This window comes from Robertmurraya sp. DFI.2.37, from assembly GCF_029211245.1.
GTDB classification, from domain to species: domain Bacteria; phylum Bacillota; class Bacilli; order Bacillales; family Cytobacillaceae; genus Robertmurraya; species Robertmurraya methanolica_A.
This window is the reverse complement of record NZ_JARGEJ010000250.1, coordinates 1-433: the sequence shown is the minus strand read 5'-3', so window position 1 is coordinate 433 and position 433 is coordinate 1. Positions and strand designations below refer to the sequence as shown.

Sequence of the window (433 nt, the reverse complement as noted above, 5' to 3'; positions counted from 1 at the left end):
GCGTGCAAGGCAGGCGCTCTCCCAGCTGAGCTAAGGCCCCATTAGTATAGTGGTCGGGAAGACAGGATTCGAACCTGCGACCCCTTGGTCCCAAACCAAGTGCTCTACCAAGCTGAGCTACTTCCCGATTTGATATCAGAGGTCCAATAATAGATCAAACGAGATTCGTTTTTAAATATCTATCTTTCAACTGGCTTCCGATTACTAATTTTATAATGGCGCGCCCGAGAGGAGTCGAACCCCTAACCTTTTGATCCGTAGTCAAACGCTCTATCCAATTGAGCTACGGGCGCAATATACAGTCATTTTCACTACTGCAAAAATACTTTAATGCCGAGGACCGGAATCGAACCGGTACGGTAGTCACCTACCGCAGGATTTTAAGTCCTGTGCGTCTGCCAGTTCCGCCACCCCGGCTAATAAATGGAGCGGA

3 tRNA genes are annotated in these 433 nt (G+C 48.7%); all 3 read right to left on the bottom strand.

Going from position 1 to position 433, the window contains the following annotated elements:
• Window positions 1-50: 50 nt before the first annotated feature.
• The 3 genes from PZE06_RS26340 to PZE06_RS26330 all read right to left on the bottom strand — a co-directional run bounded on the left by PZE06_RS26340 (window position 51) and on the right by PZE06_RS26330 (window position 417).
• Window positions 51-127: transfer RNA gene (locus tag PZE06_RS26340), tRNA-Pro, on the bottom strand.
• An 89-nt stretch (window positions 128-216) separates the two neighbouring features.
• Window positions 217-293, bottom strand: a tRNA-Arg gene (locus tag PZE06_RS26335).
• A 38-nt stretch (window positions 294-331) separates the two neighbouring features.
• Window positions 332-417, bottom strand: a tRNA-Leu gene (locus tag PZE06_RS26330).
• Window positions 418-433 lie beyond the last annotated feature (16 nt).